This window comes from Streptomyces ureilyticus, from assembly GCF_011045025.1.
GTDB classification, from domain to species: domain Bacteria; phylum Actinomycetota; class Actinomycetes; order Streptomycetales; family Streptomycetaceae; genus Streptomyces; species Streptomyces ureilyticus.
Window position 1 is genome coordinate 114,833 of sequence record NZ_JAAKZX010000001.1, and the last position, 24,594, is coordinate 139,426.

The window sequence follows — 24,594 nt, forward strand, 5'->3', positions numbered from 1 at the left end:
GGGGCGGTAAGGGCGGCGTGGCCATACCGTCAAGGCTCGCCTCGAACCGGTCATCAGGCGACCCCTGCGCGGAACTTGATACGGACTCATGGCATGGATCGCATGATTCCGCGGAATTCCGCGCAGAGCCTCACCAGGAGAGGGCGGATCAGCCCCTGGCGCCCAGCAGATGGTCCATGGCCAGCTGGTCCAGGCGCTCGAATGCCATCCCGCGCGCGGCGGCGGCCTCCACGTCGAACTCCTCGAAGGCCGCTCGGTCGGCGAGCAGCGCCTGAAGGCCGTCCGCGGCCGTGGGCTGTGCCAGTTCGTCCAGGCGCGAGGCGCGCAGGGCCTCCTGGACCTCCGGGTCGGCACGGAACGCGGCCGAACGCTCCTTCAGGATGAGGTAGTTGCGCATACAGCCCGCGGCCGACGCCCACACGCCGTCGAGGTCCTCGGTGCGCGGGGGCTTGAAGTCGAAATGCTTCGGTCCTGCGTAACCGGCGCTCTCCAGGAGGTCCACCAGCCAGAACGCCGCCCGTAGGTCGCCTGCTCCGAAGCGGAGGTCCTGGTCGTACTTGATGCCGGACTGTCCGTTGAGGTCGATGTGGAAGAGCTTGTCCGCCCACAGGGCCTGGGCGATGCCGTGCGGGAAGTTCAGCCCGGCCATCTGCTCGTGGCCCACTTCGGGGTTGACGCCGTACAGCTCCGGCCGCTCCAGGCGCTCGATGAACGCCAGGGCGTGGCCGACCGTCGGCAGGAGGATGTCGCCGCGGGGCTCATTCGGCTTGGGCTCGATCGCGAAGCGCAGATCGTATCCCTGGGAGGTGACGTACTCGCCGAGGAGGTCGAAGGCCTCCTTCATGCGGTCGAGTGCGAGGCGTACGTCCTTGGCACCGCCGGATTCGGCGCCTTCCCGGCCGCCCCAGGCGACGTAGATCTGGGCGCCCAGCTCGACCGCGAGGTCGATGTTGCGGATCGTCTTGCGCAGTGCGTAGCGGCGCACGTCACGGTCGTTGGCGGTGAACGCGCCGTCCTTGAAGACGGGGTGCGCGAACAGGTTCGTGGTGGCCATCGGCACGGTCATGCCGGTCGTGTCGAGCGCCTGACGGAAGCGCTTGATGTGCGACTCGCGCTCGGTGTCCGAGGACCCGAAGGGGATCAGGTCGTCGTCGTGGAAGGTCACTCCGTAGGCGCCGAGTTCCGACAGGCGCTGCACCGTCTCGACCGGGTCAAGGGCACGCCGGGTGGCATCGCCGAACGGGTCCCTTCCCTGCCAGCCGACGGTCCACAGGCCGAAGGTGAACCTGTCCTCGGGGGTGGGCTGGTAGTTCATGCCGCGGCTCCTAGCTCGCTCCGACTATTTCGTCATGGCGCTTAACAAATTAGTATGCGAAGGCATCTCTGGGAAGAGACCAGGTGTGAAAGCCGGACCGTGTCGGTCCGGGCGCCCGGAAGCAGGCCGTATCCCGCGGAGCCGCGGAAAGAGGGAGAGAGCCCGATGTCAGCAGCCGAGGGTCCGCTCGTCGTCGGCGTGGACACGTCCACCCAGTCCACCAAAGCGCTGGTCGTGGACGCGGCCACCGGAGAGGTGGTGGCGAGCGGACAGGCACCGCACACCGTCTCCTCTGGAGCGGGCCGTGAAAGTGATCCGCGGCAGTGGTGGGAGGCGCTGCGCGAGGCGCTGCACCAGTGCGGCGACGCGGCGCACGAGGCCGCGGCGGTGTCCGTGGGCGGCCAGCAGCACGGGCTCGTCACGCTGGACGCCCAGGGAGACCCGGTGCGCCCTGCCCTGCTGTGGAACGACGTGCGCTCGGCCCCACAGGCCCGGCGCCTGGTGGACGAACTGGGTGGCCCGAAGGCCTGGGCCGAGCGCACAGGGAGTGTGCCGGGCCCTTCCTTCACGGTCACGAAGTGGGCCTGGCTCGCCGAGAACGAGCCCGAGGCGATCCGCGCGACCGCGGCCGTGCGGCTGCCCCACGACTACCTCACCGAGCGCCTCACGGGACTGGGCACGACCGACCGGGGCGATGCGTCCGGTACGGGCTGGTGGGCGTCCGGGACCGAGACGTACGACGAGGAGGTCCTTCGCCACGTGGGCCTCGACCCGGCGCTGCTGCCCCGGGTGGTCCGGCCCGGCGAGGTGGTCGGAACCGTGCGCGACAGCGGCGACCTGCCCTTCTCCAAGGGCACGCTGGTCGCTCCGGGCACCGGGGACAACGCCGCCGCCGCACTCGGGCTCGGGCTGCGCCCGGGCACCGCGGTGCTCAGCCTCGGCACGTCCGGAACGGTGTACGCGGTCTCGACGCGCCGCCCCACCGATCCGACCGGGACCGTGGCCGGCTTCGCCGACGCGCGTGGCGACTGGCTGCCGCTGGCCTGCACCCTCAACTGCACGCTCGCCGTGGACCGCGTCGCCACCTTGCTGGGCATCGACCGCCAGGCCGTCGAGCCGGGCACGAGCGTGACCCTGCTCCCCTACCTGGACGGCGAGCGGACCCCCGACCTGCCGCACGCCTCAGGGCTGCTGCACGGACTGCGCCACGACACGACACCCGGGCAGCTGCTGCAGGCCGCGTACGACGGCGCCGTCCACTCGCTGCTCGGCGCTCTCGACCTGGTGCTCGACGCGGACGCGGACCGCTCGGCTCCCATCCTGCTCATCGGCGGGGGCGCGCGCGGAACGGCCTGGCAGCAGACCGTACGCCGCCTGTCGGGACGCCCCGTTCAAGTACCCGAAGCCAAGGAACTGGTCGCCCTCGGCGCCGCCGCGCAGGCCGCGGGCGTACTGACCGGCGAGGACCCGGCGGCGGTGGCCCGGCGCTGGGACACCGCGCGCGGACCGGTACTCGAGGCGGTGGAGCGTGACGAAGAGGCACTGGCGCGCATCGCGGGGGTACTCTCCGACGCGGCCCCGCTGCTGGAGCGCCAACCGGATCAGCGCTGACGAGACCCACTTCTGCGGGCCTCGGCCCGCACTGACCAGGACAGCCCTGACAGGGGCCGGCCGGACGAGGGACTGACGGAGGCATGACCGCACCGCTGCACGAGGCCCACCCCAGCAGTCCCGGCCGCCGACTGCCCGATACGCAGCAGGGCATGCGCCGCCGCAACCTCTCGCGCGTGATGCACACCGTCAGCGCCGAGGGGCCGCTGTCCCGTGCCGCCGTCGCCTCCCGCATCGGGCTGACCCGGGCGGCCGTCTCCACCCTCGTGGACGAGCTGATCCGCTCGGGGCTCCTCGAAGAGCTCGGGCCCGAGCGCCCCGGCCGGGTGGGGCGGCCCGGCTCGGCGCTGGCCGTCAGCGGGCACGGCCCCGCCGGGATCGGCGCGGAAGTGGGCGTCGACCATCTCGCCGTGTGCGCGGTGGATCTGCGCGGCAAGGTGCGGGCACGGGCGGTTCGCCGCGGCGCCAACCGAGGCCGGTCGCCGGAGCCGGTACTGAGGGACCTGACCGCGCTGGTGCGCCAGGTCGTCGCCGACGCGGACCGGGAAGGCCTGTGGCCCGCGGGTCTCGCCGTCGCCGTGCCCGGACTGGTGGCCCGCGACGCCCGGACCGTGGTTCGGGCCCCCAACCTCGACTGGCAGGACACGGATCTCGGCGCGCTGCTACCCGGCGAACTCCCGCTGACGGTCGACAACGAGGCGAACTTCGGCGGGCTCGCCGAACTCTGGCTCAACGAGGCCGCACCGCGCGACTTTCTGCATGTCTCGGCGGAGATCGGTATTGGTGGAGCTGTGGTCGTGGACGGTCGGCTGCTGCGCGGCAGGCATGGTTTCGCGGGCGAGTTGGGGCATGTGCCGGTACGTCCCGACGGGCCGGCCTGTGCGTGCGGCGGGCGGGGCTGTCTCGAGCAGTACGCGGGCGAGGAGGCCGTACTGCGTGTGGCGGGCCTGGAACCGGGCGAGAACGCCGTCGGGCTGCTCGCCGCGCGTGCCGCGCAGGACGACCAGGTCGTACGGCGGGCTCTGCACGACGCCGGAACAGCGCTCGGCATCGCGCTGACCGGCGCGGTCAATCTGCTGGACCCTGAAGCCGTGGTGCTGGGCGGAGCCCTGTCCGAACTCGCCCCGTGGCTGCTGCCATCGCTGGAACGGGAGTTGGCGCGGCGCACGGCCGGTCCCGCGTGCGCGGTGGCTGTCTCACGGCTCGGGCCAGAGGGTCCGCTGCTGGGCGCCGCGCACTCGGTGGTGCGGGCGGTGCTCGATGATCCGGCGGCGGTGGCGAGCGGAGCATAGTCCTGCACTCGCCCGCTCGTGTGGAATCTCTTCCGGTCCCTCCCCTGGCGGTGCCCCCTGTCCCAATCACCCTTGTGGGTGACCGAGTTATCCACAATGCCCGCGTTGTCCACGGATCTGGCCGGACCACTTCCTCCTCAACCGGCAAGCGCCGTACCGTAATTCACGCGAGCCGCCGCTGTCAGGGCGACGGAGACTTGTCCATGGACCGTGTGTCCAAGGACCCGGGGGATCGGGGGATTCACATGTCAGGAGTAGTGCTGCTGCGGTGTCGGAACGGGTCGGAGGCGGCAGGGATTCCGTGCGTGGCCAAGCTCCGCGAGGAGCGGCTGCCAGAACGCGAGATACCTCGCGGGCTGCACGCCCGGCTGCGCGAAACCAAGCACCGCCACTGACCACCGAAAGGCAGTTCCCTCTTGAACCGTGCCGGCTTCTGGCCCCAGTCACTTCCCAGCAGGCGACGTGTCCTGCAGACAGCCGCCCTCGCCACACTCTCCACCGCGTTACTGCCCAGCACACGGGCGGACGCCCGGACTCCGGCGTTCGACTACGCGCCCGCCGAGTGGGTTCCGGCGAGCCCCTCCAACTACACGGTCTCCGACCGCCCGAAGAGCCATCCCATCGACTTCGTGATCATCCATGTGGCGCAGGCGACCTACGCGACCACTCTGCGGATCTTCCAGAACCGGGAGAAGAACGTGTCCGCGCACTACGTCGTGCGATCGGCCGATGGTGGTGTCGCGCAGATAGTGCGGGAGCGCGACACCGCATGGCATGCGGGCAACTGGGACTACAACACACGCAGCATCGGTATCGAGCACGAAGGCTGGGTGGACAAGCCCGGATACTTCACCGACCGCATGTACGAGGGGTCGGCGAGATTGACCGCGGCGATCTGCACCAAGTACGGCATCCCCAAGGACCGCTCACACATCCTCGCGCACTATGAAGTGCCGGGCTCGGACCACACCGATCCGGGGCCGCACTGGGACTGGACACGGTATATAAGGCTGGTCAACTCCGCCTGACAGGCGGGCCGTTCAAGTGCGGAAGTCCGTGGGCAAGGCAGCGCGGCCCGTGGGGAGCCCGCACCGAGCCCTGTACCGAGCCTGGTCGTGACGCTTGTCCGCGCTCGTCGCCGGAGTGACGATGTCCCCAGCCGCATCGCCTTCCGGGGAGGCCGAGTTGTCCGATCCATGGGTGGCCCTGGAACCGGGGTCCGATCCCGTCGAGAGGGTACGGGTGCTGCGCCGCGCCCATGAGACGTTCACTGCGGCGGGCACGGTGCCGCTGCCGGTGCGTTCCGTGGTGGCCGACTCGTGGCGTCGCTCGGCGCGGGCCGGTGTGGGACCGGACGGCACCGCATCCGTGGAGCTCACGGACGGCGACCTGGGCTCCTACCGTGCGGAGCACCCGCTTGCCAGGGTCATGCCGCTGTTCCGTGAACTCATGGGCACGTTCGCGTCGGACGGCGAGCATCTCCTGGCGGTGTGCGACGCGCAGGGCAGGCTGCTGTGGGTCGAGGGCCACGCGGGGACCCGCCAGAGGGCGGACGGCATGAACTTCGTGCCGGGTGCGCGCTGGGCGGAGTCGGCAGTCGGTACGAATGCTCCGGGTACGGCGGTCGCTCTCGACCGGCCGGTGCAGGTCTTCGCGGCCGAGCACTTCATCCGGCGTGTGCAGCCGTGGACGTGCGCTGCGGCTCCCGTGCATGATCCGCGCACGGGACGGCTGTTGGGCGCGGTCGACATCACCGGTGGGGACGGGCTCGCGCATCCGCACAGCCTGGGTTTCGTACAGGCCGTGGCGCGGGCTGCGGAGTCTCAACTGGCGCTGCTGGCACCGGCTCCGGCCACCACCGCCGCGCTCGAGCTGACCGCGCTGGGCCGCGATGAGGCGCTGCTCATGGCGGGCGGCCGCAGGCTGCGCCTGAGCCGCAGGCACAGCGAGATCGTGGTGCTCCTGTCCCGGCACCCGGAGGGGCTGACCGGCGATGAGTTGCTGTGCGCGCTGTACGAGGACGAGTCGGTGACGCCGGTGACCCTGCGTGCGGAGCTGGCCCGGTTGCGGCGGCTCCTCGGGGCGGGGCTGCTCGGCTCACGGCCGTACCGGCTGGCGGTTCCGGTGGAGTCGGACATCGCGGTCGTGGAGCGAGGGCTCAGCACTGGGGCCGTAACGGCGGCGGCGAGGGCGTACGCGGGGCCGCTGCTGCCCGGTTCGCAGGCACCGGATGTGGTGCGGCTGCGTCGGAGGCTCGCCGACGGGCTGCGCGCAGCGCTCGTCTCCCGCCGCGATCCGGACCTGCTGGCGGACTGGGCGCACTCGCCGTGGGGCGAGGACGACCTCGACGTATGGCGGACGCTCGCCGCGATGCGGCCGACGGCGCCCGTACGGGCTCGCCTGAAGGAACTGGAGGCCGAGCAGTCGGCGCCGCGCGGGTGGACGGGACACTAACGGCCCTCACCCGCCGCCACGGCCGCGCCTTTCGCCCCGCACCGCGCCCACTCCCCCGCCGTCTCGCGCAACGTACCTGCAACGTCTCCGCTCCTACTCTCGCCCCGAGAGCCGCCCAACGGCGGGCGGTCCTTCCCCGGGAGGCAGAACAGCATGACCCGTTACGCAGCGCCCGGCACCGACGGCGCGATCGTCTCCTACCAGGCGCGCTACGACCACTTCATCGGCGGCGAGTATGTGCCGCCGGCCCGCGGGCAGTACTTCGAGAACCCGAGCCCGGTGAACGGGCAGGCGTTCACGGAGATCGCGCGGGGCACGGCGGAGGACGTGGAGCGCGCGCTTGACGCAGCACACGCGGCCGCCCCCGCCTGGGGCCGCACTTCGGTGACCGCACGCGCCGATGTGCTCCTCAAGATCGCCGACCGTATGGAGGCGAATCTGGAGAAGCTGGCGGTTGCCGAGAGCTGGGAGAACGGCAAGCCGGTGCGCGAGACCCTGGCCGCCGACATCCCCCTCGCCATCGACCACTTCCGCTATTTCGCGGGGGCGATCCGTGCCCAGGAGGGGTCGCTCGGCGAGTTGGACGACGACACCGTCGCGTACCACTTCCATGAGCCGCTGGGTGTGGTGGCGCAGATCATCCCGTGGAACTTTCCGATCCTGATGGCGGTGTGGAAGCTGGCCCCCGCGCTCGCCGCGGGCAACGCGGTCGTCATCAAGCCCGCCGAGCAGACTCCGGCGTCCATCCACTACTGGATGAGCCTCATAGCGGATCTGCTGCCGCCGGGCGTCGTGAACATCGTCAACGGGTTCGGGGTCGAGGCGGGCAAGCCGCTCGCGTCCAGTTCGCGCGTGGCGAAGGTCGCCTTCACCGGGGAGACCACGACGGGGCGGCTGATCATGCAGTACGCCTCCGAGAACATCAAGCCGGTCACGCTGGAACTCGGCGGCAAGTCCCCGAACATCTTCTTCGACGACGTGTGGGCGCGGGACGACGACTTCCGTGACAAGGCGCTCGAGGGCTTCACGATGTTCGCGCTCAACCAGGGCGAGGTGTGCACCTGTCCTTCGCGGGCGCTCGTGCAGCAGGGCCACTACAGCGAGTTCCTCGACGCGGCGGTCGCCCGCACCGAGCAGATCAAGCCCGGGCACCCGCTCGACACCGAGACGATGATCGGCGCCCAGGCCTCCAACGACCAGCTGGAGAAGATCCTCTCCTACCTGGACATCGGCCAGCAGGAGGGCGCCAAGGTACTGACGGGTGGTCACCGTATCGAGTACGACGGTGAGTTGGCGGGCGGCTACTACGTCCAGCCGACGATCTTCCAGGGCGACAACCGGATGCGGATCTTCCAGGAGGAGATCTTCGGCCCGGTCGTCTCGGTCACGTCGTTCGCCGACTTCGACGACGCCATCAAGATCGCCAACGACACGCTGTACGGGCTCGGGGCCGGCGTATGGACGCGGGACATGAACACGGCGTACCGCGCGGGCCGTTCGATCCAGGCGGGCCGAGTGTGGACGAACTGCTACCACGCGTACCCGGCGCATGCGGCGTTCGGCGGCTACAAGCAGTCCGGCATCGGCCGCGAGAATCACAAGATGATGCTGGAGCACTACCAGCAGACGAAGAACCTTCTTGTTTCATACAGTCCGAAGAAACTTGGGTTCTTCTAGAGCCTGAAGTCGGTTGCCTGGAGGCATCGTTGCGCTCCAGGCAACCCGACATGGTAGGTACCCGCTGTCATCAATGCGACCTCTCACCTGCGACTACCTACGCGCCGAAATCTCTCCGCGGGGTGGCGCCGTTGAGGCGCGTACCACGAGTTCGGTGGCGAGTTCGATGTGGTGGGAGTCGACCTTTTCGCCGTTGGCCAGTCGGAGGGCGGTGCGCAGGGCGGCACCACCCATCTCCCGTAGTGGCTGGCGCACGGTGGTCAGTGGCGGTGAGGCCATCTGGGCGAGGTTTGTGTCGTCGAAGCCGACCACGCTCAGGTCTTCGGGGATGCGCAGGCCTCGGGCGCGGGCGGTCTCGATGACACCGAGGGCGATCTCGTCGTTGCCTGCGAAGATCGCCGTCGGTGGCTCTTGCAGGCCCAGTAGCGCCGTGGCGCCGAGCAACCCGGTCTCGTACGTGAAATCTCCGGGCTGGACGTAGAAGTCGGGTACCTGCGCTCCTTCCGCCTCCATGGCGGCGCGGTAGCCGTGCATGCGTGCCTGGTTGCATACGGCCATGGCCGGTCCGCCGATATAGGCGACGCGGCGGTGCCCCAGGGAGAGCAGGTGCCGGGTCGCGGCCAGGCCGCCGGTGAAGTTGGTCGACCCGACGCTGTGGACGCGGCTGTCCGGCAGGTGCAGTGGGTCCAGCACCACCAGCGGCAGCCCGGACCGGGCCAGTTCGTTCAGGTGCGCTGTGGTGTACACGCTGGTGACCGCGATGACGGCGCGGCGCCCGGCTGAGACCAGGTCCCGGGCCCAGTGCGGGGCATGGGACGCCTTGCTGATCACCACCGAGGCCCCCGATTCGGCGGCGGATTCGACGATGCCTTCCAGGGTCTCGGCCACGTACGACTTGAGGCCGCCCTGGAACTGCACCTCGATAGTCGGGCTTTCGACGACCTCGGTGTGGCGGAACACGGGCGCGAGGTAGTCGTGCTGATGCAGCAGTTCCTGCACCCGGCTGCGGGTGTGCGGCGCCACGTCACCGCGACCGTTGACCACTTTGGACACGGTCGCGACGGAGACTCCCGCCGCTTGGGCGATGTCCGCCAAGGTGGTGCGCCTGGCGTTCGGACGCATCGGTTCCTCCCAGCTGTACGTCCACCGGTGTGGTGAGCTGCCGGTCGGGCCGGCAATGCGGGTGGAACCGGTCAACCGTACGGCAACCCGGCACCGAGCTCGTCCGGAGAGGTGCCGACGGGCCCTTCAACCTCGACACGTCCGACGATCCGTGTGAGATCGCGTCCGGTGAACGCGGTCCGGGGCATGCACGCCGACCAGTACACGTGCGACCCGTACGTGCGCGCTTGCGCCCGGTCCCAGCCATATCTGGGCGCAAGCACGGGGACGCCGGTCCGGGACTCCTCCGGGACCGCGTGCTGCGACTCGACAAGCACTCCGGCGCTCTCCACCGCGGTCACCGGCGGCCGCCGTACACCCGGGTGAGGTGACGGGGACCATGTCGGGCGACCTCTGCCGGCGGAACGCTCCCGGGTTCCCGCGAACACATCGTCCGGAGGCACCACTTGTGGGCTCTCCGCCTGTCTGTCGCCGCCTTCGGCCACACGCCCCGGGCAGTTGCCGACGCAGCGGCTGCCGAACTGAGCGACCTTGTGCATGACCTGCACCGACAGTGCGTCAGCCGCGGCCATCGCATCGCCTCTCCGTCACCAACCAGTCGATTTCGAAACAATTTCGGTCCCTGCCAAGGCTTCTCGAGGGTCGTCCTTGCCCGATATTACGCGGCTGGCGGCAGCACGACAACGCGCCTGCACACACCTTGACAGGGCGTCAGCCCGAAACTTAATTTGCACGAACAGAGCTCGGAGAAGGCTGTTACGAAAACCTTTCACCATGACTCACGAGAAGCCGATGGCTCTCGAGTGCGGAGAAAAACATGGCGCTCTCCCGACGTACCCTCCTCGGCCTGGCCGCCGGCGTGCCGGCCTCCGCGGCCCTCGCGGCCTGCGGCTCGTCCGGCCCCAGTAAGGGCGGCGGCGACGGCACGGCCACGTACTGGCACCTGAGCGGCCAGCCTCAGGAAGGCGTCAGGTCCGGTGCGGTGGAGCGGTTCAACGAGGCCAACCCCAAGGGGCAGATCGAGGTCACCACCTTCGAGAACGACGCCTACAAGACGAAGATCAAGACCGCCATCGGCGCCGGGAAAGCGCCCACCATCATCTGGGGGTGGGGCGGCGGCACGCTGCGCACCTACGTGGAGGCCGACCAGGTCGACGACCTCACCCCGTGGTTCGACGAGAACCCTGACATCAAGAACCGGCTCTTCCCGTCCTCGTTCGGCGCGGCGACCGTCGACGGCAGGATCTACGCGATGCCGTTCGAGAGCGTGGAGCCGGTCGTCCTGTTCTACAACAAGAGGGTCTTCGACGACGTCGGCGTGGAGCCGCCCCAGTCCTGGGACGACATCATGGCCCTGGTGCCCAAGTTCAACGCGGAGGGCATAGCGCCGTTCTCCCTCGGCGGCCAGTCCCGGTGGACGAACATGATGTGGCTGGAGTTCCTGTTCGACCGCATCGGCGGCCCCGAGGTGTTCCAGGCCGTCTTCGACGGCGAGAAGGACGCCTGGTCCCACCCGGCCGCCATCGAGGCGCTGACCAAGGTGCAGGACCTGGTCAAGGCGGACGGATTCATCAAGGGCTTCTCCTCGATCACCGCGGACTCCAACGCCGACCAGGCGCTGCTGTACACCGACAAGGCCGCGATGATGCTGCAGGGCTCCTGGTCGTACGGCATCCAGCAGACCGAGGGCGGAGACTTCGTCTCCAGCGACGGCCTCGGTTTCATGAACTTCCCACCCGTCGAAGGCGGCAAGGGCGATCCGGGCAACTCCGTCGGCAACCCCGCCCAGTACCTGTCCATCTCCTCGAAGGCCAGCGCCAAGCAGAAGAAGATCGCGAAGGACTTCTTCGCCACCGGCGTCCTCACGGACGACGAGGTGAAGGCGTGGATCGACACCGGGGCGGTGCCGATCCAGAAGGGCTCGGAGAAGCTGCTGGCCGAATCTGAGAGCTCCGAGTTCCTGCAGTTCGTCTACGGCATCGCCAGCAACGCGAAGGCGTTCGGCCAGTCCTGGGACCAGGCGCTCAGCCCGACGGCCGCCGAGACGCTGCTGGACAACATCGCCAAGCTGTTCCAGCTGTCCATCTCGCCGAAGCAGTTCACCGACAATCTCAACAAGGTCATCGGCAAGTGAGCGCACTCACGAGCTCTACAGGGCGCGAGGGCCGGCGCAGCATCCTGCCCTGGCTGGCCGTGCCGGCGCTGCTGTTCTTCGTCGGCTTCGCCGTGGTCCCGCTCGTCGGCGTCTTCGTGCTGAGCTTCACGACGTGGGACGGGATCGGCACCATCCACCTGTCCGGGCTGACCAGCTGGCGTGCGGTGCTCACCAACCCCGGGCTGCCGCACGCCCTCTGGGTGACGTTCCTGGTGATGGCCGTGTCCTGGGCGGTTCAGACACCGGCGAGCATTCTGCTCGGCACGTTCCTGGCCGGCCGCCAGCGCTACCGCGCGGTGCTGAGCCTGATCTACTTCGTCCCGCTCCTGCTCAGCTCCGCGGCGATCGCGGTCGCGTACAGGGCGCTGCTGGACCCCAACTTCGGGCTGGGCGCCGGGCTGGGGTTCGAGTGGCTCAGCAAGGACTGGCTGGGGCGCCCCTGGCTCGCCTTCGGCGTCGTAGTCTTCGTCGTCTCCTGGCAGTTCGTCCCGTTCCACTCGCTGATCTACCAGGGCGGCGTCCAGCAGATCCCGCAGTCCCTGTACGAGGCCGCACAGCTGGACGGCGCCGGGCAGGTCCGCCAGTTCTTCAGCATCACGCTGCCCCAGCTCAAATACACCATCATCACCTCGTCGACGCTGATGGTGATCGGCTCGCTCACCTTCTTCGACCTCATCTTCGTCCTGACCGAGGGCGGCCCAGGAGACGCCACCCGGGTCCTCGCGCTGGACATGTACAAACGGGGCTTCCAGGCCGACCTGATGGGGCCGGCCAGCGCCATCGCGGTCATCCTCGTCCTGATGGGCCTCGCCATCGCCCTGCTGCTGCGCAGGCTCGGAGGCCGGGACGCCGGTGAGAGCCAGCTTGAGGGAGTCTGACATGACCACCACGCTGACCAAGCCGCGACCGCAGAAGACCGCCCCACGCGAGCGGGGGCACCGTCCCGGTGCCACCGCCCGCCGGCGCAACTGGCTCGGCGGTCTGGCCGGATGGCTCTGGCTCGCCGTCGTCGTCGTACCCCTCTACTGGATTCTCATCACCAGTCTCAAGGCCCGGAGCGACTACTACGCGAGCAACCCGCTGGCGCCGCCGACCGACCCCACACTGGACAACTACGAGCTGGTCTTCGAGTCCGACTTCATCAGCTACTTCTGGAACAGCGTCGTGGTCACCGCCGGCGCGGTGGTGCCGGCGGTCGCGGTCTCCTTCATGGCCGCCTACGCCATCGTGCGCGGCTGGCGCATGCGGTTCCTGCGCGTGGCGAACGGCATGTTCCTCATGGGCCTCGCCATCCCGCTGCAGGCGACGGCCATCCCCGTCTATCTGATCATCATCAAGCTGCAGCTGTACGACAGCCTGCTGGCGCTGATCCTGCCGTCGATCGCCTTCGCCATCCCGCTGTCCGTGCTGATACTCGCCAACTTCATCCGCGACGTGCCCAAGGAGCTGTTCGACTCGATGCGGGTGGACGGAGCCACCGAGTGGGGGACGCTGTGGCGCCTGGCAGCGCCGCTCACCCGCCCGGCCATCCTCACCGTGACCATCTTCAACGCGCTGACCATCTGGAACGGATTCCTGCTGCCGCTGATCCTCACCCAGAGCCCTTCCCAGCGGACTCTGCCGCTCGCCCTGTGGACCTTCCAGGGCGAGTACGGGGTCAACGTCCCCGCCCTCTTGGCCGCCGTCGTCCTCACCACCCTGCCCCTGATCATCCTGTACGCGTTCGGCCGCCGTCAGCTACTGAGCGGTCTGACCGCCGGATTCAGCCGTTGACCGACTGCTCGTCTACCTGTTCGCCCGTCGCCCTGGCCAAGGGGCTGACGCGCGTTGGAGGAAAGTGAAAGCCAACGTGGCTGTAGACAACACCACCGGAATCTTCCTCTGGAACGACCCCACCGTTTCCGTCACCGCGAGAGTCGACGCCCTGATCGACGCGATGACCCTTCAGGAGAAGATCGCCCAGCTGTACGGAGTGTGGGTGGGCGCCTCCGATCAGGGCGGTGAAGTGGCCCCCCACCAGCACGACATGGAGGAGGCCGTCGATCTCGACGCGCTCCTGCCCAACGGACTGGGCCAGCTGACCCGGCCCTTCGGCACGGTCCCGGTCGACCCCGCCCTGGGTGCACTCTCCCTGGCCCGTACCCAGAGCCGTATCGCCGCCACGAACCGGTTCGGCATCCCCGCTCTCGCGCATGACGAGTGTCTGGCCGGCTTCGCCGCCTGGGGGGCGACGGCCTACCCCGTTCCGCTGTCCTGGGGCGCCACCTTCAATCCGGACACGGTGCGGCGCATGGCCGCCGCCATCGGCCGCGACATGCGTGCCGTCGGCGTCCACCAGGGACTCGCGCCCGTCCTGGATGTGGTGCGCGACGCCCGCTGGGGCCGGGTCGAGGAGACCATCGGCGAGGACCCGTACCTCGTCGGCACCATCGGGACGGCATACGTGCAGGGCCTTGAGTCCGCCGGGATCGTCGCCACCCTCAAGCACTTCGCCGGCTACTCGGCCTCTCGCGCCGGCCGTAACCTCGCTCCCTCCTCCATGGGCCCGCGTGAACGCGCCGACGTTCTGCTGCCTCCCTTCGAGATGGCGATCCGTGAAGGCGGCGCGCGGTCGGTGATGAACGCCTACACCGACACCGACGGCATGCCCTCGGCGGCCGACGAGGATCTGCTCACCGGGCTGCTGCGCGACACGTGGGGCTTCGACGGCACTGTCGTCGCCGACTACTTCGCCATCGCCTTCCTGAAGACGCTGCACGGCATCGCAGCCGACTGGGCCGACGCCGCCGGCACGGCGCTGCGCGCGGGCATCGACGTCGAACTGCCCAATGTCAAAACCTACGGCGCGCCCTTGGCCGAGGCCGTCGCCGACGGCCGCATACCGGAGACGTTGGTCGATCGCGCCCTGCGCCGGACACTCACCCAGAAGGCGATGCTCGGCCTACTCGACCCGGACTGGAGCCCCGTGCCGGCCGCGCTCGACGGGGTGGACCTGGACGACCCGGCCGCCCTGCGCGGCCGAATCGACCTGGACGGTCCGGAGAATCGCGCGCTGGCTCGCACGATCGCCGAGGAAGCGGTCGTGCTGCTGAGCAACGACGGCACCCTGCCGCTCGAGAGGCCGCGCCGCATCGCCCTGCTCGGTCCCAACGCCGACGAGCCCAGCGCCGTACTCGGCTGCTACTCCTTCCCCCAGCACATCGGCGTCCGCCACCCCGGTACCCCACTCGGAATCGAGCTGCCCACGCTGCGCGACACTCTTGCCACCGAGTTCCCCGACGCCGAGATCACGGTCGCCCGCGGCACCGGAATCGATGACGGAGATCTCTCCGGCATCCGCGAGGCCACCCGAGTGGCACGCGAGGCCGACATAGCCCTGGTGGTGCTCGGCGACCGCGCCGGGCTCTTCGGGCGGGGCACCAGCGGCGAGGGATGTGACGTCGACTCGCTGCTGCTGCCCGGCGCGCAGCAGCAACTGCTCGACTCCCTGCTCGACCTGGAGACACCCGTGGTCACCGTGCTGCTCGCGGGACGACCGTACGCCCTCGGCCGCGCCGTGGAGGAGTCCGCTGCGATCGTGCAGTCCTTCTTCCCGGGTGAGGAGGGCACTCACGCGATCGCCAGGGTGCTCAGTGGCCGTACCGATCCCTCCGGACGTCTCCCGGTCAGCGTGCCGCGTGGGCCGGGCTCCCAGCCGGCCACGTACCTCGGGGCGCGGCTCGCTCACGTCAGCGAGGTGTCCACCATCGACCCGACCCCCGCGTTCGCCTTCGGTCACGGTCTGTCCTACACGCGGTTCGACTGGACGGACCTGACCGTGGACGTCCAGGAGGCTCCGACGGACGGTGAGTTCACCCTCAGCTTCACCGTCCGCAACACAGGCGAGCGGTCCGGAACCGAAGTCGTCCAGCTCTATCTGCACGACCCGGTCGCCTCCGTCGTCCAGCCGGTGCAGCGCCTGGTCGGCTACACCCGGGTCGAACTGAAGCCGGGCGAGGCCCGGCGCCTCCGTGCCACGGTCCCGGCCGACCTCGCCTCCTTCACCGGACGCGACGGTCGGCGCGTCGTCGAACCGGGCGAGCTGGAAGTGCGGTTGGCCGCCTCCAGCGCGGATCCGCGCCTGACGGCCAGGGTCACGCTGACCGGAACCGAGCGCCATGTGGATCACACGCGGCGCTTGCACGCCACGATCGGGAAGGAGCCGGTTGCCCGGGCATGAACCGGGCGTGCGCAGCGCACGTCGCGGCAGCGGCAGCGGCAGCGGCAGCGGCAGCGGCAGAGCTGTGCACACGGGACCGCAGGGCCAGGCATGTGGTGGTCGGGGCCCGGTGCTTCCGGGGTGCCCTATCGGTATCGCCCGAGCTTCGTCGTCTCACAGCACGCCACGCCGGGCGAGGTTGCGCATCAGCGCTCGTACGCCGAACGTCCACGGCGCGGCCTGCTCGCTGGGGACGACGGTGTTGACCAGAGCGCCGAGTCGCGGACTGGAGATCCGCACGATGTCGCCGTACTCGTGGGTGAAGCCCGCGCCGGGTGCCTGTCGGTCCTCGGTGGGGGCGAACAGCGTTCCGGTGAACAAGACGAAGCCGTCCGGGTATTGATGGTGCGGGCCGTGCGTGGCGGCCACCAAGTCCAGTACGTCGCGGCTGATCTCGCGCATGGAACTGCTGCCACGCAGTACGTAGCCGTCCGTGCCGTCGATCCGGAGGTCGATGTCGATCCCGCGTACGGTGTCGAGGTCGAAGTCCTCGTCGAGCAGGCGGACGAACGGGCCGATCGCGCATGAGGCGTTGTTGTCCTTCGCACGGGACAGCAGCAGGGCGCTGCGTCCCTCGATGTCGCGGAGGTTGACGTCGTTACCGAGCGTCGCGCCGCGTACCCGGCCGCGCGAGTCCACGACGAGGACGGCCTCAGGCTCAGGGTTGTTCCACACCGAGGCACCGAGCACGCCGATGTCGGCGCCGGTGCCGACCGCGGACAGTACCGGGGCTTTGGTGAACACTTCCGGGTCCGGCCCGATCCCGACCTCCAGGTACTGCGACCACAGTCCTTCGGAGACGAGCAGTTCCTTGGCCTTGACCGCTTCCGGCGATCCGGGACGGATGCCGTCGAGCGTGCCACCCACGACCTGCCCGACGCGGGCCCGTACCCGCGCGGCCTGCGCCGGATCGCCGCCCGTGCGCTCTTCGATGACGCGTTCCAGCAGACTCCGGGCGAAGGTGACGCCCGCGGCCTTGATCACTTGCAGGTCGATGGGGGCGAGCAGACGCGGAACGTCACGGCGGCCGGCCGGTGCGTCAAGCAGTTCGTCCAGGCGCCAGACATGTCCGCCGTCGGCCTCGCGGACGACTGCCGCCGCGTCGTCGCGTTCCATGAGGTCGGAGACGGTGGGCGCGATGGCGGTCAGGTCGACGACCTGCTCGCCGCGGACCGCGGCCACACACGGTCCGTCCCCTTCCGGGTTGTGGACGCGCGCGACGAGGGCGGCTCGGTCGGCGTCCGCCGGCAGGACGGAGCCGGCCGTAAGGACCGGACGAGGGCGCGCTGCTGCCGATTCCACGATCGATGCTCTCCTGGGTTCGAGGGGGTGCGGTCACCTGGGACTCAGTGGGAGTCGCGGGGAACCTCGTGTCCACGGCTTCCGCGCAGGAAACCGAAGTCGGCGCCCTGGTCGGCCTGTTCCACGTTCTGGGTGTAAAGCCAGGCGTAGCCGCTGGTGTGCCGCTCAGCGGGTGCCTTCCACGTCTGCCGGCGTCGTGTGAGCTCGGCGTCGTCCACGTCCAGGCGCAGGGAGCGGTTCGGGACGTCGAGGACGACCGGGTCCCCGTCGTGCACCAGGGCGAGAGGTCCACCGACGGCGGCCTCGGGCGCTACGTGCAGGACCACTGTCCCGTACCCGGTGCCGCTCATCCGGCCGTCGCAAACGCGCACCATGTCCTTGACGCCGGCCTTCAGCAGCTTGGCGGGCAGCGGGACGTTGGAGACCTCGGGCATGCCGGGGTAGCCCTTGGGGCCGGCGTTACGGATGACGATGACGGTGTTCTCGTCGATGTCGAGTTCCGGGTCGTCGGCCACCTCGTGATAGGCCTCGGGGGAGTCGAAGACGCGCGCGGGGCCGCGGTGGGTGAGCAGGTGCGGTGACGCGGCGGACTGCTTGATCACAGCGCCGTCGGGGCACAGGTTGCCGCGGAGGACGGCGATACCGGTGCCGGCCGGCTGGAAGGGGACGTCGAGGCCGGTGATGACGTCGGAGTCGACGCGTTCGGCATTCCCGGTGTTCTCGGCGATGGTGCGTCCGGTGACCGTGATCTGTTCGCCGTGCAGCAGCTCGCCGCCGAGCAGCTCGGCCATGACGGCCGGCAGGCCGCCCGCGTAGCAGAAGTCCTCCATGAGGTACTTGCCGCTGGGCATCAGGTTGACCAGGGTCGGCACGGCGCGGACCAGGTCGTCGAAGTCCTGGAGGCTCAGCTCGACGCCGACGCGTCCGGCGATGGCGGTGAGATGGATGACGGCGTTCGTGGAGCCGCCGATGGCCGCGTTGACCCGGATGGCGTTCTCGAACGCCTCCCGAGTCAGGATCTGCGAGGGGCGCAGCTCCTCCTCCACCATGCGTACGATGCGCTGCCCCGCCGCCTGCGCGGTTTCCATCCGCCGGGAGTCGACCGCGGGCCAGGCCGCCGAGCCCGGCAACTGCATGCCGAGCGCCTCGGCCATGCAGGCCATCGTCGAGGCGGTTCCCATCGTCATGCAGTGCCCGTTGGAACGGGCCATGCACCCTTCCGCGAAGAAGCACTCCTCTTCGGTCATCCGGCCGGTCTTCAGGTCCTCCTCGAACTTCCACACGTGGGTGCCGGATCCCACGTCCTGGCCCCGGTACTTGCCGTTGAGCATCGGCCCGCCGGTGACCATGACGGCGGGCAGATCGACGCTGGCAGCGCCCATGAGCATGGCGGGGGTCGTCTTGTCGCAGCCGGACAGCAGCACGACACCGTCGAGCGGATTGGCCCGGATCAGCTCCTCGACCTCCATGGCCATGAGGTTGCGGTACAGCATGGCGGTGGGGCGCATCAGGGTCTCGCCGGTGGCCATGGCGGGGAACTGGAGGGGCAGGCCGCCCGCCTGCCACACGCCGCGCTTGACGGCCTCGGCGACGCGTGTCAGATGGGCGTTGCACGGGGCGAGTTCGGAGGCACTGGTCGCGATACCGATGACGGGACGCCCGTCGAACACCTCGTGCCCGAATCCCTGGTTGCGCATCCAAGAGCGGTACACCATCCCGCTGCGGCCCCGTGCACCGAACCATGCCTGGCTGCGGCGGCTCGTCTTCTGACTGTCGGTCATGCAGGCACTCCCGTGGCTCTGGCGTCGTCCGCTTCGCGATGGGGCGTTGTCGGGTGAGGACCCGCAGGCCGTACCCTGTCATGCAATCATTAAATGATTCGATGAATGACGTCCAGGGGGTCAGCAGAAGTCGTGGTGCACTTCCTGACCACGCATCAGCGCGTGGTCGACGAGCTCGGACGGAGCATCGTGGGTGGCGCGTGGGAGCCGGGGGATCCGTTGCCGGTCGAGGACGCGCTCGCGGCCGAGATCGGCGTCAGCCGAGGGGTGGTGCGGGAAGCGGTCAAGGCACTGGTGGCCAAGGGGATGCTGCACGTACGCCCGCGCACCGGCACGCGCGTGCTGCCCCCGGAGCACTGGAACCACCTGGACCGTGACGTGCTGCGCTGGAAACAGGCCGGGGACGCCACGACTCTGCTGCGCGACACGGGTGAACTGCGCCGGATCGTCGAGCCCGAGGCGGCCCGGCTCGCTGCGGACCGGGCCGGCCCCGACGATGTACGAGTCCTGTACGACTCCCTGGCGGCCATGGAGGCCGCGGCGGCGCAGCCCGGCCGCAGCGGCTACGTCGAGGCCGACATCGCCTTCCACCGGGCCCTGCTCGACGCCAGCGGCAACCGTCTCCTCGGCTCACTGGGCCGCGCTGTCGACATCGCGCTGGAACACAGCTTCCTCGTCAGCACCCAGACCCCCGGCGCGGTGGAAGCCTCGCTGCCGGGTCACCGCGCCATCGTGCAAGCCGTCGAGGCCCGCGATCCCGCGGCCGCGGCGGCCGCCGTGCTGGCCATCATCGAAGCCGCCGAGCAGGAGATCGCCCAGTCACCCGGAATGCCCAGCGATGCCGTATGACCTGTCACGGCTGCGACAAGGCAGTGCCGCGGGCAAGGGCACGGAAGCGGTCGACGCCGACGAGATCTTCGTCCGGCCCACCGGCCAAGCCGACCGCAGTCCGCGCTGCGGGGCTGCCAGGGGCAAGGGCCTGGACATCGACCGACCGCCGGGCACGACCTGCGCCGCATCATGGACGCCATCCTCTACGGTGACCGCACCGGGATCCCCTGGCGTTACCTGCCCCACGACTTCGCGGCCTGGGAGACGGTGTACGGCTACTTCGCCGCCCGGCAGAAGGAAGGCATCTTCGACCAGCTCAACGGCGTGCTGCGGCACCTCGTGCGTGAAGCCGAAGGCCGGGATCCCGAGCCGAGCGCCTGCGCGCTTGACATCGGCGTCGACACCCCCGGCCTGTTGCCGGCCGTCCGGGTGACCGCGGCGAGTGACTCCGACGACAGCGGCGGCATCCACCTGCTCTCGGATCTCCGCCCCCACCCCCTCCCGCGGTGTGCGCGCCATCCGTGGAGCGACGCGCCCCGCCCGCCGCCCGACCCGGTGCTCAGCCGGAGGCGGAGAGCGCCTGGTCGGGCGCCGACGAACCGTCGGTCACTTCGGCACAGTCACCGTTGCGGCGCAGGCCGTGCCGTTGAGGGTGTAGGAGTTCGGCGGGGGGTCGCCGTCACCGGCGGCGGGTTGGAGGTCTGGAACTGTGTGAAGAACTTCCAGACCTCCTGCGGCAACCAGGTCCTGGATCCACTGTCACCTGCGGCCCCGTCCTGCGGAGCGGCGATGTGTCCTTCGTCGAAGGCGGCCCAGACGACCGGATGCCCGGCCGAGCAGCCCGAACAGGCGGTGACCCGGTGCGTCAGGCTGCCCTGGGCCGGCTCCGGCGGGTTCTGGGGGGGTGCAGCCGTTGTTCCTGACGAACCTGTCCCGCAGCGCCCGACCGCCGGAGATGCCGAGGACGTTGTCCCCGAGGCCGTGCACCCCGAGGTAGGCGATGGGCTGAGTGCCGCCGCTGCAACCGCTGAGCTGCCCGCCGCTCTGGACCGCGACCGCGCGGAAGACCGTCGCGCGGGAACAGGCCAGGGCGTACGACATGGCGGCGCCGTAGCTGAATCCCAGGGCGAAGCGCTGTGTCGTGTCGACGCACAGATCCGTCTCGATGCGCCTGAGCATGTCGTCGACGAAGGTGACGTCCTCCCCACCGGCATTGGCCCAGCCGTTGTTGAGGCCTTGGGGTGCGACGAAGATGGTGCTGTTGTTCGCCAGTCGCTGGAGCCCGTAGTAGGCCCAGGTGCCCGTTTCCACGGTGCGGCCGGTGGCGACGTCGGTGGAGGTGCCGCCCAGCCAGTGGAACCCGAAGACCAGCCGGTGGGGACGGTTGCGGTCGTAGCCGTCCGGGATCCGCAGGATGAAGTTCCGGTTCTTGCCACCGCTCTGGATCGTGTGCGTTCCGCTCGTCAGGGTGGGGGTCTTGCCGCAACCGGAGCTCGGGGAGGCGGCGCCGGATGCGGCCGGTGTGTCGGAGGCCGTGCGCGGGGCGTTCTCGCGGGGGGGCACTGCCCAGCGCCGTGCCTCCCAGGGTCAGGACGAGCAGCACCGCGAGCACGGCGGTCCTAAGAGGGATCTTCTCCTAGTCATCGTGAAACTCCCCTTCTGAAGCCGCGGTTGCTCACGCGCGGGTCCACTTCTGGTTGGCCTGGCCGTTGCAGGTCCACAGGACCAGCGGGGTTCCGTTGGCGGTGCCGGTGCCGTTGACGTCGAGGCACAGCCCGGCGTGGACGTTGCGGATCGACCCGTCGGAGCCGACGGTCCATTTCTGGTTGTTCTGGCCGTTGCAGGGCCAGGTGATGACCCGGGTGCCGTTGGTGGTGCCCTGGTTGTAGGCATCCAGGCACTTGTCGCCGAAGACGCGGATCTCGCCGCCGGCCCACGTGGTCCACAGCTGGTTGGCGGCCGTGTGGCAGTCCCACAGCAGAACCGTGGCCCCGGCGGCGGTCGAGGCGTTGTCCACGTCCACGCAGCGGCCGGATGCGTTGCCGCGCAGCCGCGAGGTGGTGGCGGCCAGCGGGCTGCCCCCGGTCACCCGGAACGCGGCCACGCCGTGCGCAGGGACGCTCGCCGAGATCTGCCCCGTCGTGCTCGACGTACCGCCGGTCCACAGGTCGGTGAGGGTGAACTGCCCGCCGGACAGGCCGACTTGCGCGGCCGTGGTGGTGACTGTCGCCGTGCCCTCTCCCCGGTTGAAGAGGCCCACCGCGACCGACCCGTCGGACAGGGGCTTGGCGAACACCTCGGTGCCGCCGTCGTCGCGCACCCTGCGCCCGCCCGCGCCCAGCGAGTCCTGGTTCACCGCCAGCAGACGCGGGTTGCGCAGGATGGCGCTCACGTCGGCGGACATGGTGCGGATGTCGTTGCCGGCCATGAGCGGGGCGCCCATCAGCGCCCATAGGGCGAAGTGGGAACGGGACTCGGTCAGTGACAGACCGGGACGGCCGACGACCAGCATGTCGGGGTCGTTCCAGTGCCCGGGACCCGACTGCGCCGCCAGCGGCGCGGTGACGTCCAGGACGTTGCCGACTCCCATCGGATAGCTGTTGGTGTTGGCGTTCTGCCAGATGTCGAGCAGGTCCTCGGTCGTCCGCCACAGGTCGGCGACCTCGCCCCAGTTGTACGTGGCGCCCGTGATGGCGTGGAAGCTGTTGGGGTTGATGCTGTAGACGATCGGCCGCCCGGTGGCGCGCAGGGCGTCGCGCATGAGCGAGAACCGCGCTACCTGCTCGTCACGGGTGCCCTCGGAGGAGCACCAGTCGTACTTGAGGTAGTCGACACCCCACGAGGCGAACGTGTTGGCATCCTGGACCTCGTGCCCCCTGCTGCCCGTCGCCCCGGGATAGGCGCCGGTCGTCTGCGCGCAGGTGCGCTCGCCCGGCACCTGGTAGATCCCGAACTTCAGGCCCTTGCTGTGGATGTAGTCCCCGAGTGCCTTCATCCCGCTGGGGAACTTGGTCGGGTTGGCCCGCAGGTTGCCCGCCGCGTCGCGCTGCGGGTCGAACCAGCAGTCGTCGACCACCACGTACCGGTAGCCGGCGTCCCGCATGCCCGAGGACACCATCGCGTCGGCGGCCTGGCGGACCTGAGCCTCGGTGATCCCGCACCCGAAGCTGTTCCAGCTGTTCCAGCCCAACGGTGGGGTGAGGGCCGGGCTGCCGGGCGCGGCCGAGGCGGTGGGATGAGCGGAGGCCGTCACGGACGCGGCGACTGTCAGCACGGTGGTCGCGAGGAGGCGGAGCAGTCGTCCGCCCGATCGTCTGGGCACCAAGGGCTCCTTTGGCGAAAGGGCGCCATGGAGGGTGACGCGAAGATCGATGTCACGTCCATGACACTGCACAGGAGAAAGAAAGGCCGTTCGAAATTTCGTGAGCCATTCGGAAACTCAAGAGCCTCACGGATATTAGGGAAGCGATCGAACATGTCAACACCCTTCGCCGAACCACCTCCATGATTCGGCCACGCAGACCGCGCAAGGTGGCACACCTGCATCATCGAGTCAACTGGCCTGCGGAGACACGAAATCAGGCACCTCGAATGTTTCGGAGATCTCAACGATTCATGCGAGAGGTATTGACGAGGTTCTCCAACTGCTTAGCATCCAGAATGCGCGACAAGCCGATCCATGTTCGACGTCTCGTACACAGAGCAGCCGCTCCGCGCGAACCGAGCAGGGCACCTCCGGGCAACTCCAACCATCAACGGCTGGGCCACAGAAGGGGTATGCCGCGTGAAAATGTCATGGACTCATCAAGCTCAGTCCCGTCGCCGCGCACTGGCCGCCGCCGCCGGCCTGGCCGCCGGTTCCCTGCTTCCTCCGACAGCGGCCCCCAGCACCGCCTCCGCCCAAGGGCCGGCCCTCGCGACCGCGGCGGCCTTCACGAACCCGGTGATCTGGCAGGACTTCGCGGACATCGACGTCATCCGCGTCGGTGACACCTTCTACGCCTCGGCCTCGACCATGCACTACTCGCCAGGCGCACCCGTCCTGCGCTCGTACGACCTGGTCAACTGGGAGATCGCCGGCCACTCGGTGCCCGTGCTCGACTTCGGCGCCAAGTACGACCTGAACGGTGCTCGCGGCTATGTCAGAGGTATCTGGGCGTCGTCACTGGCTTACCGGCCGAGCAACAGGACGTTCTACTGGCTCGGCCAGATCGACTTCGCCAGGTCGTACGTCTACACGGCCACCGCCGCCGAAGGGCCATGGAGCAGGCTTACGACGATCAGCACCCCTTACTTCGACGCGGGGCTGCTCGTCGACAGCGACGACACCCTGTACGTGGCGTACGGGAACACCACCATCAACGTGGCCCAGCTCTCGCCCGACGGCCGCAACCAGGTCCGCACGCAGCAGGTGTTCACGACACCGCCGAGTGTCGGCACCCTGGAGGGTGCCCGCTTCTACAAGATCAACGGGCAGTACTACATCTTCCTGACCCGCCCCGCGAACGGGCAGTACATCCTGAAGTCGTCGAGCGGCCCCTTCGGTCCGTACACGATGCGGCAGGTCCTTCTCGACCTGCGCGGGCCGATCCCCGGGGGTGGTGTCCCGCACCAGGGCGGGCTGGTGCAGACGCAGAGCGGTGCCTGGTACTACATGGCCTTCGTGGACGCGTACCCCGGTGGCCGGATGCCCGCCCTGGCCCCGGTGACCTGGACCGCGGACGGCTGGCCGGTCGTGCAACTCGTCGACGGCGCGTGGGGCACCTCGTATCCCAGCCCGGCCGTGCCCCCTCCGC

At 69.5% G+C, this 24,594-nt stretch carries 17 protein-coding genes and 1 pseudogene; 12 read left to right on the forward strand and 6 right to left on the reverse strand.

Translation table 11 applies throughout. The annotated features are described in order from the left end of the window. Positions 1–148: 148 nt before the first annotated feature. The gene (xylA, locus tag G6048_RS00525) at positions 149–1,315 is read right to left on the reverse strand and encodes a xylose isomerase (RefSeq protein ID WP_165337385.1); all 1,167 of its coding nucleotides are present in this window, start codon (positions 1,313–1,315) and stop codon (positions 149–151) included. A gap of 165 nt (positions 1,316–1,480) precedes the next feature. Between xylA and xylB the strand changes: the two genes are divergently transcribed. The 5 genes from xylB (at position 1,481) to exaC (ending at position 8,349) form a co-directional block, all read left to right on the forward strand. Then, positions 1,481–2,926, forward strand: coding sequence for a xylulokinase (gene xylB, locus G6048_RS00530; protein WP_165337386.1), 1,446 nt, complete (start codon positions 1,481–1,483; stop codon positions 2,924–2,926). Between the two features lie 83 nt (positions 2,927–3,009). Further along, on the forward strand, positions 3,010–4,218 hold the full coding sequence (locus G6048_RS00535) for an ROK family transcriptional regulator (protein WP_165337387.1): 1,209 nt from the start codon (positions 3,010–3,012) through the stop codon (positions 4,216–4,218). Positions 4,219–4,634: 416 nt separating this feature from the next. Continuing rightward, the gene (locus tag G6048_RS00540) at positions 4,635–5,246 is read left to right on the forward strand and encodes an N-acetylmuramoyl-L-alanine amidase (RefSeq protein ID WP_165337388.1); all 612 of its coding nucleotides are present in this window, start codon (positions 4,635–4,637) and stop codon (positions 5,244–5,246) included. Positions 5,247–5,367: 121 nt separating this feature from the next. Then, on the forward strand, positions 5,368–6,672 hold the full coding sequence (locus G6048_RS00545; RefSeq protein ID WP_165337389.1) for a GAF domain-containing protein: 1,305 nt from the start codon (positions 5,368–5,370) through the stop codon (positions 6,670–6,672). A gap of 153 nt (positions 6,673–6,825) precedes the next feature. Next, positions 6,826–8,349 carry an acetaldehyde dehydrogenase ExaC gene (gene exaC / locus G6048_RS00550; protein WP_165337390.1) on the forward strand — a complete coding sequence of 508 codons (1,524 nt, stop codon included), beginning with the start codon at positions 6,826–6,828 and terminating at the stop codon, positions 8,347–8,349. Between the two features lie 93 nt (positions 8,350–8,442). Here exaC and G6048_RS00555 read toward each other — a convergent pair whose 3' ends face one another. Continuing rightward, positions 8,443–9,471, reverse strand: a complete 1,029-nt coding sequence (locus G6048_RS00555; protein WP_165337391.1) for a LacI family DNA-binding transcriptional regulator — start codon at positions 9,469–9,471, stop codon at positions 8,443–8,445. An 817-nt stretch (positions 9,472–10,288) separates the two neighbouring features. Between G6048_RS00555 and G6048_RS00560 the strand changes: the two genes are divergently transcribed. The 4 genes from G6048_RS00560 (at position 10,289) to G6048_RS00575 (ending at position 15,845) form a co-directional block, all read left to right on the forward strand. Then, the gene (locus G6048_RS00560) at positions 10,289–11,605 is read left to right on the forward strand and encodes an extracellular solute-binding protein (protein WP_165337392.1); all 1,317 of its coding nucleotides are present in this window, start codon (positions 10,289–10,291) and stop codon (positions 11,603–11,605) included. Continuing rightward, the gene (locus G6048_RS00565) at positions 11,602–12,504 is read left to right on the forward strand and encodes a carbohydrate ABC transporter permease (RefSeq protein WP_165337393.1); all 903 of its coding nucleotides are present in this window, start codon (positions 11,602–11,604) and stop codon (positions 12,502–12,504) included. The genes G6048_RS00560 and G6048_RS00565 overlap by 4 nt, the downstream gene beginning before the upstream one ends. A 1-nt stretch (position 12,505) precedes the next feature. Further along, positions 12,506–13,399 carry a carbohydrate ABC transporter permease gene (locus G6048_RS00570; protein ID WP_165337394.1) on the forward strand — a complete coding sequence of 298 codons (894 nt, stop codon included), beginning with the start codon at positions 12,506–12,508 and terminating at the stop codon, positions 13,397–13,399. 64 nt (positions 13,400–13,463) lie between these two features. Further along, a complete protein-coding gene (locus G6048_RS00575; RefSeq protein WP_165337395.1) occupies positions 13,464–15,845 on the forward strand; it encodes a beta-xylosidase/alpha-l-arabinosidase in 2,382 nt (793 codons plus the stop codon). Between the two features lie 153 nt (positions 15,846–15,998). Here the strand turns inward: G6048_RS00575 and G6048_RS00580 are convergent, their stop codons facing one another. Then, positions 15,999–17,186, reverse strand: a complete 1,188-nt coding sequence (locus G6048_RS00580) for a fumarylacetoacetate hydrolase family protein (protein WP_165337396.1) — start codon at positions 17,184–17,186, stop codon at positions 15,999–16,001. Between the two features lie 44 nt (positions 17,187–17,230). Next, positions 17,231–18,967 (reverse strand): IlvD/Edd family dehydratase, encoded by a 1,737-nt coding sequence (locus tag G6048_RS00585; protein ID WP_165337397.1) that lies wholly within the window; start codon positions 18,965–18,967, stop codon positions 17,231–17,233. Between the two features lie 105 nt (positions 18,968–19,072). On the opposite strand from G6048_RS00585, the gene G6048_RS00590 reads away from it, so the two are divergent. Further along, positions 19,073–19,816 (forward strand): FadR/GntR family transcriptional regulator, encoded by a 744-nt coding sequence (locus G6048_RS00590; protein ID WP_165337398.1) that lies wholly within the window; start codon positions 19,073–19,075, stop codon positions 19,814–19,816. 64 nt (positions 19,817–19,880) lie between these two features. Further along, positions 19,881–20,296, forward strand: a pseudogene (locus G6048_RS00595) (transposase); the annotation flags it as partial. 261 nt (positions 20,297–20,557) lie between these two features. Here the strand turns inward: G6048_RS00595 and G6048_RS00600 are convergent. Next, positions 20,558–21,361 carry an alpha/beta hydrolase family esterase gene (locus G6048_RS00600; protein WP_408056104.1) on the reverse strand — a complete coding sequence of 268 codons (804 nt, stop codon included), beginning with the start codon at positions 21,359–21,361 and terminating at the stop codon, positions 20,558–20,560. Positions 21,362–21,473: 112 nt separating this feature from the next. Then, positions 21,474–23,120, reverse strand: coding sequence for a glycoside hydrolase family 27 protein (locus G6048_RS00605; protein ID WP_165337399.1), 1,647 nt, complete (start codon positions 23,118–23,120; stop codon positions 21,474–21,476). A gap of 468 nt (positions 23,121–23,588) precedes the next feature. Here G6048_RS00605 and G6048_RS00610 point away from each other — a divergent pair. After that, positions 23,589–24,594: glycoside hydrolase 43 family protein (locus G6048_RS00610; RefSeq protein ID WP_206341009.1), on the forward strand; the 1,006-nt coding region annotated here is incomplete at its 3' end.

Excerpts from the sequence above, each read along its gene's own strand:
- xylA (WP_165337385.1), bottom strand. The coding sequence starts at position 1,315 with ATGAACTACCAGCCCACCCCCGAGGACAGGTTCACCTTCGGCCTGTGG.
- xylB (WP_165337386.1), top strand. The coding sequence starts at position 1,481 with ATGTCAGCAGCCGAGGGTCCGCTCGTCGTCGGCGTGGACACGTCCACC.
- G6048_RS00535 (WP_165337387.1), top strand. The coding sequence starts at position 3,010 with ATGACCGCACCGCTGCACGAGGCCCACCCCAGCAGTCCCGGCCGCCGA.
- G6048_RS00545 (WP_165337389.1), top strand. The coding sequence starts at position 5,368 with ATGTCCCCAGCCGCATCGCCTTCCGGGGAGGCCGAGTTGTCCGATCCA.
- exaC (WP_165337390.1), top strand. The coding sequence starts at position 6,826 with ATGACCCGTTACGCAGCGCCCGGCACCGACGGCGCGATCGTCTCCTAC.
- G6048_RS00555 (WP_165337391.1), bottom strand. The coding sequence starts at position 9,471 with ATGCGTCCGAACGCCAGGCGCACCACCTTGGCGGACATCGCCCAAGCG.
- G6048_RS00560 (WP_165337392.1), top strand. The coding sequence starts at position 10,289 with ATGGCGCTCTCCCGACGTACCCTCCTCGGCCTGGCCGCCGGCGTGCCG.
- G6048_RS00570 (WP_165337394.1), top strand. The coding sequence starts at position 12,506 with ATGACCACCACGCTGACCAAGCCGCGACCGCAGAAGACCGCCCCACGC.
- G6048_RS00585 (WP_165337397.1), bottom strand. The coding sequence starts at position 18,967 with ATGACCGACAGTCAGAAGACGAGCCGCCGCAGCCAGGCATGGTTCGGT.
- G6048_RS00590 (WP_165337398.1), top strand. The coding sequence starts at position 19,073 with ATGACGTCCAGGGGGTCAGCAGAAGTCGTGGTGCACTTCCTGACCACG.